We start from the raw sequence: 9298 nt of genomic DNA, 5'->3' as shown, positions 1-9298 counted from the left end.
GCTGATAGGCCAGCGGCACGGCGACGAAGAGCAGCAGGGGCGGCAGCACCATCGTGCTGAACAAGCCGCGATAGCGCACCGCGGAGACGGCCGCCACGCACCCGAGGACGTACAGCGCGGCGAACGTGCCGGTCAGTTCGCCGCCACCGCCGCTGGCATCGATCAGAAACCCCAGGAACGTGCACGCAACCGCGATCAGGATCGCCGCGCCGACCGGGATTCCCGGCACCGACGGCAGGATCGAGCGTTGCGGCGCGGGCACCCGGGATCGCACGCGTTCGGAAGCAGCCACGATATGCACATTAGTTGCCGCCGCGCTCGGCGGCGTGGCGGCACGGCCACAGGGGCTGGTCACTCACCCGCGTCGGCGAAGCCGACGGCGCGGGGCCGAGTGTCCACCAGCCCGATCGCGGGCACGTCCTGCTCGGCCATCTCCAGGTCGTGCAGTTTCCGCGCGGTGACCATCACCCGCGACTCCACGGAGGACACGGTGTAGTTGAACGCCTCCACGGCTTTGCCGAGTTGCGTCCCGAGCCGGTCCAGATGCTTGCCGGTCGTGCCGAGCCGGTGATACAGCTCACGCCCGAGACGCTGCACCGTCGCCATATCCCTGGACAGCGCCTCCTGCCGCCAGCCGAAGGCGATGGTGCGCAGCAACGCGATCAGGGTGGTCGGCGTAGCCAGGATCACGTCGCGGCCGAACGCGTACTCCAGCAGCTCCGAGTCGGTGGTCAGAGCGGCGTCCAGGAACGGATCGCCGGGCACGAACAGCACCACGAACTCCGGCGCCGGATCGAAGGCGGCCCAGTACGCCTTGTCCGACAACTGGTCGACGTGCGCGCGCAGATGTTTGGCGTGCCTGGTGAGCAGCTCGGCCCGCACGTCGGGGTCGTCGGCGCCGCAGGCGTCCAGGTAGGCGGCGAACGGCACCTTCGCGTCCACCACGATGCGCCGGTCACCCGCCAGCCGCACCACCAGGTCCGGCCGCACCGTCCTGCTGTCCTCGCCGCGACCGGTCCGGTGCACCTGCGTCTGGAAGTCGCAGTGCCTGGTCATCCCGGCGAGTTCGACCACCCGCTCCAGTTGGATCTCGCCCCAGCGCCCCCGTACTTGGGGAGCGCGCAGCGCCGCGACCAGCTGACCGGTCTGCCCGGTGAGCTGATGGGATGTGCGCTGCATGCTCGCGACCTGTTCGCGCAGACTCGAATACGCGGTGATCCGCTGCCGCTCGACCTGCTGGATGTGTTCGTTCAGCGCGCCGACCGCCGCGCGCAGCGGCTCCACCATCGCCCCGACGGCGTGCGAATGCCTGCGCGCGGCATCCTCGTTGGCCGCGCTGAGCGACTCGCGTAGCAATCGCTCGTTGTCCGCGGCCACCGCGAGCCGCGCCTCCGCCGCCGTGGCGCGGTGACCGGCGCGCGCCGCATGACCCAGCCAGCCGAGGCCGAGCCCGGCGGCGAACACCAGCAGTAGTGCGGCGAACATCGGTGCGGTCATGGCGCCGATAGTGCCGTACGTCACCGACAAGGACGAGCACCGGGCAAATCTTCGGCACCGCGTCGGCGATCGGCGCTGCCAGCGCGTCTCCGGTGAGCGCACACCCCAATGGAAAGCCTGGCATCCAGGACGGCCGGCATCGTGCGAAACGGGAGGCCAAGCGATGTGCGGCGATTCGGAGTGTCGGCGAAACCCGCCCTGCCGTCGCGGACACGTCTGCTGGTTGCGGCGGACACGCCGCGCTCCGCCTGGGCGGATACGCCGTGCTCGGCTTGGGCGGATACGCCGTGCTCGGCCTGGGCGGATACGCCGTGGTCGGCGGGGCGATTGGAGTCTGTCGGTGGGTTGCCCTACGGTTTCGCGGCATGCGGATGCTGCACACCTCGGACTGGCACATCGGGCGCACGTTCCACGGGGTCGATCTGCTTGCCGACCAGGCTCGTTCACTGACCGCGATCGCGGAACTGGTGGCCGAGGAGTCGGTCGAAGTGGTGGTGCTGCCCGGCGACGTGTACGACCGGTCGATTCCGAGCGCCGACGCGATCGCGGTGTGCAATCGAGGATTCGAAGCCATCCGTGCCGCGGGGGCACAGATCGTGGCCACCTCGGGCAACCACGACTCGCCCGCCCGGTTGGGCGCGGGCGCGAGTTTCGCGGCGGCGGGCGGGCTGCATCTGCGCACCACCGTCGCCGAGGCCGATCGCCCGGTCCTGCTCGAGGACGAGCACGGGCCGGTGGCGTTCTACGGCATCCCGTACTTGGAGCCGGAGATCACCCGCGCCGAACTCGAAGTGCCGCAGGCTCGCTCGCATGCCGAGATCCTGGACGCGGCCATGGCCCGCGTGCGCGCCGACATCGCACGGCGGCCGGGTGCGCGGACGGTGGTTCTCGCTCACGCTTTCGTCGTCGGCGGGGAGGCCACCGGATCGGAGCGCTCGATCTCGGTCGGCGGCGTGGAGACGGTGCCGCTGTCCGCCTTCGACGGCATCGATTACGTCGCGCTCGGCCATCTGCACTCACCGCAGACGCTGGCCGAGCCGGTGCGCTACTCCGGCTCGCCGCTGCCCTACTCGTTCGGCGAGAACGCGCATCGCAAAGCGGTCTGGATCGTCGAGCTGGATGCCTCGGGTCTGAGCGCGGTGCGCCGCCGGGACCTGCCGGTCGTTCGTGGGCTGAGCAAGCTCACCGGCACCCTGGACGAGCTGCTCAGCGGCGCCGAGCACACCGCGGCCGAACAGCACTACGTGTCCGCCGTGCTCACCGACGTGGCCCGCCCGGTGGACGCGATGCGCAAACTGCGCGAACGATTCCCCTACGCGGTGCACGTCGAATGGGTGCGGCCCGAGGGCGACCCGGAACTGCGCTACCGTGAGCGGGTGCACGGTCGCCGCGACATCGAAGTAGCCCGCAGCTTCCTCACCGACGTCCGCGGCGTGCCCAGCGCGAGCGAGATGACCTGGCTCGAGCGCGCGCTCGCCGCCGCCGTCGCGGAGCCCGAGCAGATGACCGCGGTGAGCGCCGCCGAGGAACTCACCGCATGAGCGCACTGCCGAGACCGGGCACAGGCGCGGCGGCATGAGACTGCACAAGCTCGAGATGATCGCGTTCGGTCCGTTCGCCGAACCCACGGTCGTCGACTTCGACGCGCTCGGCGCCGACGGGCTGTTCCTGCTGCACGGCCAGACCGGAGCGGGCAAGACCACGGTGCTGGACGCCATCGCGTTCGCGCTCTACGGTCGAGTCCCCGGCGCGCGCGGGGAGAGCAAGCGGCTGCACTCCGATCACGCACCCGAGCACACGCCGCCGCAGGTGACGCTGGAGGCGACACTCGGGGGACGGCGGCTGCGCCTCACCCGCAGCCCCGAGTTCCAGCGTCTCAAGCGAGACGGCACCGGCCTGCGCACCATCAATCCCAAGGCGACGCTGACCTGGTTGGACGGCAAGGGGGAGAACCTTTCCCGGATCCCCGATATCGGCGAGGAGGTGCTGCGCCTGCTCGGCATGAGCGCCGACCAGTTCTTCCAGGTGGTGCTGCTACCGCAAGGCGATTTCGCCCGCTTCTTGCGGGCGGACAACGAAGAGCGGGAGAAACTGCTCGAAAAACTCTTCGACACAGGTCGTTTCGGCACCGCAGAGCATTGGCTCGCCGAGCGTCGCCGCGCCGCCCAAGCGGAGCTGGACGCTCGTAGCGACGGCATCAAGCGATTGATCACGCAGGTGGGCATGGCGGCCGGAGTGGCGGATTCGGCCGCTCCGGCGGAGTGCGTCGGATGGTCGCAGGACCTGCTGTCCACCGCCCGTGCCGATCTGGCCACCGCCACCGCGGAACTCGAACGCTGTCAACGCGCGTCGACCCGCGCCCGCGAACAGGCCGAACGGCAGCGGCGGCTACACGAGCTGCACCGCCGCATGGCTACGGCGCGCGCCCAGCTGGACGACTACGCCGCGGCCGCCGAGCTTCGCGCCGCACGACAGGCCGAACTGGAGCAAGCGCGCCGGGCCGAGCCGGTCGCCGCCGCCATCGGCGAAGCGCGTTCGGCGGTGCGCACCCAGCGACAGCGCGAGGGCGAGGAGGGCAGCGCGGCACAGCGGCTGGCCGCTCGGCTGCTGGAACCGGCGAGCATGGAACTCGGCAGCGCCGAACTGGTCGATCCCGAGGGCGCGCGGGTGCGTGACGACGCCGACATCGACGCGGCGATCCGGCGCTGGAGCGGGCAGATCGGCGCGCTGGACGAAGTGCTGGCCGACGCCGCTACCGCCACCCGGCTCGACGGTGAACTCACCGCGCTGCGCGCCGAGGACGCGACGCTCGCCCGGCGCGTTACCGAGCTCGCCGTACAGCGCGACGAATTGCCCGCCGCCCGCACCGCGGCGGAGTCCAGGCTGCGCGAAGCCGCCGAAGCGGTCGCGGCGTTACCCGGAATCACCGCCGAGACCGAGCGGTTGCAGGCCGCCGCGACGGCCGCGGTCGAACTGGCTGCCCGCCGCACCGCCCTCGACCACGCGCGCATCGAGTTCGACGCGGCCCGCTCGGCGCACCTGGACGCCAAAGAACGCGTGCTGGATCTGCGCGAGCGCAGGCTGTCCGGCATGGCCGCCGAACTGGCGGCTGAGCTGGTCGACGGAAGTCCCTGCGCGGTCTGTGGTTCCGCGGAGCATCCGGCGCCGGCCGAGCCCACCGACACCGCGGTGTCCAAGGACGAAGAGGAGACCGCCGTCGCGGCCGAGCGCGCGGCGGAGGACACCCGAGACCGCGCGCTGGCCCGCATCACCGGGCTCGAACGAGAGATCGAGGCGCTCATCGCCCGCGGCGGCGACACCGACCGTGTCCAACTGGCCGCAGCGCTGCGCACCGCGACCGAACGCTACGAGGACACCGCCGAACTGGCCGCCACCGCCGAGGACGTGCAAGCCGAGCTGACCCGTTTGCGTGACGGCGAGGCACGGCTGCACGAGGACCTGCGTGCCTGCGAAGCGCGCCGCAGCGCGGTCGCCGCCACCATCGTCTCCGCGGAGACGCGCCGCACCGAACTCACCGCACGGCTGCGTACCGCGGCGGGCGCCGACCAGACCATCGACCGGCGCCGGGCCCGGCTCGTCGCCCTGGTCGCCGAGGCCGCCGCCCTGCGTGATGCTCGCGCGGAAGCCGCGGCGGCGCGAGAGCAGGTGTCGCTGAACGCGGATCGGGTCGAAACCCTCGCCCGTGCGGCGGGTTTCATACCGGAATCGGGAATCGGCGCTGGGTTGCCCGCCGAGTCAGTGTCCACCGGCGCCGCATCGGCCGTGCTCGAGGGGTCGGGTGGGGCGGTGCGCCCAGTGACCGGTGCTGTGTCGGCGGTGCCCGATCAATCCGGCGGAGCGGTCGTCGGATCCGGCACTGATACGGCTGAACCGGTGCACCGCGACGCCGACGGCCGTGCCACCGCCCGGGATGACATCGCACTCCTGACCGCGTGCGCGAAAGTCGTCGCCGCCGCGGCGCGTGATCCGCAGCGGCAAGGGGAGATCGAAGCGGAACTCGTGGCGGCCGATCGCGCCCGTGCCGCGGCGGAAGCAGTTCTGGCGGAACCGGAGATCCGGGCGGCGTCGGAGCAGGAGCCAGGTGACCTGGCTGAATCGGATGCGCTCGTGACGGCCGCGCAGACCGAACTCAACGCCGCGGTGTCCGCGCACGCCGAGGCGAGCAGGCGGGCGAGCCAGCTCGAGGATCTCGGCGGTCAGCTCTGGGCCGCCGTGGACCGGATCGCGCCGGCGCAAAAGGCGTTCGAGGAACTGAACGGCCTCGCCGACGTGGTGGCCGGACGCGGCGCGAACAACCGCCGCATGTCCCTGCACTCCTACGTCCTGGCCGCCCGCTTGGAAGAGGTCGCCCAGGCCGGTTCGCTGCGATTGCGCAGGATGTCCGGCGGGCGTTACGAATTCGTCCACTCCGACAAAGCCGGTCCGCGCGGCCGCCGAGGCGGGCTCGGCTTGGACGTCCGTGACGAGTACACCGGAGCCATCCGCCCGGCTAAGACGCTGTCCGGCGGCGAGACCTTCATGGCGTCCCTTTCGTTGGCACTCGGACTGGCCGACACCGTCGCCGCCGAATCCGGTGGTCTCGTGCTCGACACCTTGTTCATTGACGAGGGATTCGGCGGGCTGGACGCCGACACCCTGGATGCCGTGATGGGCGTTCTCGATGAACTCCGCACCGGCGGCCGCGTGGTCGGCGTGGTCAGCCACGTGGACGAGATGCGTCAGCGCATCCCCACGCGCCTGCACGTCGTGCGTGGCCGCAACGGCTCCCACCTCCAGGCGACCATCGCCTGAGCGCTTCGCGTGGGTATTCGTCTCCGCCCGCCTGTTTTCGGCCCGATACCGCCCGTCCGTCGCGCGCGGCGTGGGTGTTACGTAAGCCGCGTGAGGTCGGCGGCCGAACGATGCAGGGTATGAGCGCAGGAGAATAGTTAATTGTCGGTCTCGCAGCAAATTACGAGACGTCGGTCGATCTACAGTGGCGGGATGACCTTAACGCAGCCCTGGGCAACGGTTCTCACTGGCGTGTTCGCGGTAACTGCCGCTGCCATCGCATATCGGGGCGTTCTCGCCAACCTACGAGAAGCGCGCAAAGCAGAGCATAGAAAAGCTGCGAGTGAAGTTCTCCTCTCTGCGGCGGCGACGTTGCATGAGGCGAAGCAGTTGTCAGCCGGTCCGTTCTTGCCCGTCACATCCGTAGACAGTGAGCCGTTACGGATCGAACGGTACCGCCGGTTGTCCGCGGAGGCAGGCAAGCTGAGGTTGTTCGGCTTCGAAATGGCCGCGCTCCATCTCGACAAGGTTGCCACTGATGCCCGGTTCGGCTCGACCTCGAACAGTTGGGACGATGACAATGTGCGAGACACCGAAGAGGCTATGAAAGACGCCCTCAAGTCGCTGTACAAGTAACTCCGCGCGGTCTGTCGGCTGGGCCGCGTTGACAGCGAGACAACTCCACGGCGCTGAAATCGGTAAATGGCGCAGAGGTTGTCGAGCGAACACCGGCTGGGCAAATTCGGGCCCGATCCACTCGGCAAGCCTGCCCAAGAAAGCGCCAAGTGCTGTGGGCGTCGCACGTGGTCATACCTTAGGCGGTCGCCGCCCGCTCACCCCTCGTGGTCGAGGAGCCAACGCTTGATCGGCAACCCCCAGCGGAAGCCACCGAGTGCACCACCGATGCGAAGGATTCGGTGGCAGGGGACGAAGAGGGCGGCGGCGTTGCGGGCGCACGCATTGGCCGCGGCACGGGTGGCGTCGGGGCGGCCGGAGCGGGCGGCGAATTCGGTGTAAGTGAGCGGGCTGCCCGCTGGGACGGTGCGAAGCACCTCCCACGCGTGGAGCAGGAACTCCCCGGACTGTTGGCGAACGGGGATCGCGTCGATCGCCGTGAGATCGCCTTGGTGGTAGGCCGCGACGGCGCTGGTCACCTCGCCCAGGGCGTCTCGCTGCCGTAATCCGGCAGGGCGGAGGACGGGGTGGATCAGGCCGCGCAGGTTCTCCGCGTCGGAAGTCCAGCCGGAAGCCAGGACCGCGCCGTCGGAATCCACGAGCGTGGTGAACGGTCCGAGCGGCGTCGCCGTGACGGCGAACTCCGCTGTGGCGGTCCGAGTGCCGCCGACCTCGGGTTGGACGGCGATGGGGGAGTTCATGATTCGACACTGCCTTTCGTGGTGGCGAGCGCGGGGACTTCGGAAGGCGTGGTGCGGCTGGTCAGCGCCGCTTTCCACAGGTGCATCGACAGGTACGATCGCCACGGCGCCCAGCGCGCGGTGTCCGTCGGATCGATGCCCAGGAGGGTCGCGCCGCGGCGGACGACCAGGTCGGTGCCGAGCATGACGTCCGGGTCGGCGAGCAGGCGCATGGTCACGTAGTCGGCCGTCCACGGTCCGACGCCGTCCAACGCGAGCAAGTCACGGCGCAGGTCGGCGGCGGTGCGGCCTTGGTGCAGCGGCAGCTCACCGGAGGCGAGCGCCTCGGCGGCCGCGATGATGGAACGGATCCGTCGCGCCGGACCGGTCAAGACCTCGGCGCCCCGTTCCGCGATCACCTCCGGCGTCGGGAACAGCAGCGGGAGCGGCCCGTCCACCCGTTCGCCGAGCGCCTCGACCAGCCGGGCGGTGTGCGTGGCGGCGGCGGAGACCGAGATCTGCTGCCCGATCATGGTGCGCAGCAGCAGTTCCTCGCCGTCCAGGCACCCGGGCACGCGAATGCCCGGCGTGAACGACGGCTGCCCCGCGTCGAGCGCGTGCACGTCGGTCAGCGCCTCGCTCTCGGGCGCGGGGACCGCCTCCGCGTCGGGTAGGTCCGCGGCGTCGCGGTGGGGCATTCTTTCCGGTGAACCTCCGCGCGCCGCGGCTCCCACACCCAGCGCTTCGTCGATCCCGACCGGATCGGCGTCCAGATCCAGCAGGTGCCGCAGTCGCGTCACCGTCGGCGCGAGATCGCGCATGTCGTGCAACGACAACTCCGCCCGCACGTGATCGCGCTGGAAACTCAGCCGCGCGGCGGCGTGCCCGTGTGGCGTGCGCAGGTTCCTGGTGTAGGTGCGGTTCTCCCACAGCTCCATGCCCGGCACGGCGTGCGCGGATAGGAACCACTCCAGCCAAGCCCGATCCAGCGGCTCCCGGTAGGGCAGCCGCAGTGTGAGCGAGCCGCTGCCCGCGGGCGCCGGGCGGGCGGGGGAGCCGGTCTTCGCGCGCTGTGCCTCGAGTCGCATGGTGGTGGGGCTGACCGCGAACACCTCGCGCACCGTGTCGTTGAACTGGCGGATGGAGGCGAAGCCCGCCGCGAACGCGATATCGGACATCGGCATCGCGGTGGTCTGGATCAGCAGCCGCGCGGTGTGCGCCCGGTGCGCTCTGGCCAGCGCCAGCGGCCCCGCGCCGAGCTCGGTGGTCAGCACCCGGGTGAGCTGGCGCTGGGAATAGCCGAGCGTGGCGGCCAGCCCGGGTACTCCGGCCCGCTCGACCACGCCGTCGCCGATCAGCCGCATCGCGCGGGCGGCCAGGTCCGCCCTCGTGTTCCACAGCGGCGAGCCGGGGGCCGCGTCCGGCAGGCAGCGGCGGCAGGCGCGGTAGCCCGCCTGCTGCGCCGCGGCGGCGGTCGGCAGGAACGACACGTTGGCCCGTTTCGGCGTGATCGCCGGACACGAAGGGCGGCAATAGATTCCGGTGGTTCGCACCGCGGTGAAGAATTGCCCGTCGAATCGCGAGTCCCGGGTCGACACCGCCCGGTAGCAACGTTCGAAATCCAATGCCGTGATCGTCACGCACACCACAATGGC

At 70.6% G+C, this 9298-nt stretch carries 7 protein-coding genes; 3 read left to right on the top strand and 4 right to left on the bottom strand.

The window, feature by feature from the left end:
• On the bottom strand, positions 1 to 292 hold a 292-nt coding region (locus tag ON27_RS22930; protein WP_373282777.1), incomplete at its 3' end, for a DUF6542 domain-containing protein.
• Positions 293 to 351: 59 nt separating this feature from the next.
• Positions 352 to 1497, bottom strand: a complete 1146-nt coding sequence (locus ON27_RS22925; protein WP_043731578.1) for a DNA recombination protein RmuC — start codon at positions 1495 to 1497, stop codon at positions 352 to 354.
• Between the two features lie 365 nt (positions 1498 to 1862).
• Between ON27_RS22925 and ON27_RS22920 the strand changes: the two genes are divergently transcribed.
• The 3 genes from ON27_RS22920 (at position 1863) to ON27_RS40030 (ending at position 6924) form a co-directional block, all read left to right on the top strand.
• Positions 1863 to 3038, top strand: a complete 1176-nt coding sequence (locus ON27_RS22920) for an exonuclease SbcCD subunit D (RefSeq protein WP_043731576.1) — start codon at positions 1863 to 1865, stop codon at positions 3036 to 3038.
• A gap of 34 nt (positions 3039 to 3072) precedes the next feature.
• Positions 3073 to 6309, top strand: a complete 3237-nt coding sequence (locus tag ON27_RS22915) for an AAA family ATPase (protein WP_043731574.1) — start codon at positions 3073 to 3075, stop codon at positions 6307 to 6309.
• A gap of 192 nt (positions 6310 to 6501) precedes the next feature.
• The gene (locus ON27_RS40030; protein WP_051046912.1) at positions 6502 to 6924 is read left to right on the top strand and encodes a hypothetical protein; all 423 of its coding nucleotides are present in this window, start codon (positions 6502 to 6504) and stop codon (positions 6922 to 6924) included.
• Between the two features lie 197 nt (positions 6925 to 7121).
• Here ON27_RS40030 and ON27_RS22905 read toward each other — a convergent pair whose 3' ends face one another.
• Together ON27_RS22905 and ON27_RS22900 are read right to left on the bottom strand one after the other, a co-directional pair.
• On the bottom strand, positions 7122 to 7664 hold the full coding sequence (locus ON27_RS22905) for a methylated-DNA--[protein]-cysteine S-methyltransferase (RefSeq protein WP_051046911.1): 543 nt from the start codon (positions 7662 to 7664) through the stop codon (positions 7122 to 7124).
• Complete coding sequence (locus ON27_RS22900; RefSeq protein WP_043731582.1) at positions 7661 to 9292, bottom strand: DNA-3-methyladenine glycosylase 2 family protein; 1632 nt, start codon at positions 9290 to 9292, stop codon at positions 7661 to 7663. Before ON27_RS22900 ends, ON27_RS22905 begins: the two co-directional genes overlap by 4 nt.
• Positions 9293 to 9298 lie beyond the last annotated feature (6 nt).

Source organism: Nocardia asiatica NBRC 100129 (assembly GCF_000308415.1).
Lineage (GTDB): Bacteria > Actinomycetota > Actinomycetes > Mycobacteriales > Mycobacteriaceae > Nocardia > Nocardia asiatica.
The sequence above is the reverse complement of the archived record's forward strand: the minus strand, read 5'-3'. Positions and strand labels throughout refer to the sequence as shown.

Excerpts from the sequence above, each read along its gene's own strand:
- ON27_RS22920 (WP_043731576.1), top strand. The coding sequence starts at position 1,863 with ATGCGGATGCTGCACACCTCGGACTGGCACATCGGGCGCACGTTCCAC.
- ON27_RS40030 (WP_051046912.1), top strand. The coding sequence starts at position 6,502 with ATGACCTTAACGCAGCCCTGGGCAACGGTTCTCACTGGCGTGTTCGCG.
- ON27_RS22925 (WP_043731578.1), bottom strand. The coding sequence starts at position 1,497 with ATGACCGCACCGATGTTCGCCGCACTACTGCTGGTGTTCGCCGCCGGG.
- ON27_RS22905 (WP_051046911.1), bottom strand. The coding sequence starts at position 7,664 with ATGAACTCCCCCATCGCCGTCCAACCCGAGGTCGGCGGCACTCGGACC.
- ON27_RS22915 (WP_043731574.1), top strand. The coding sequence starts at position 3,073 with ATGAGACTGCACAAGCTCGAGATGATCGCGTTCGGTCCGTTCGCCGAA.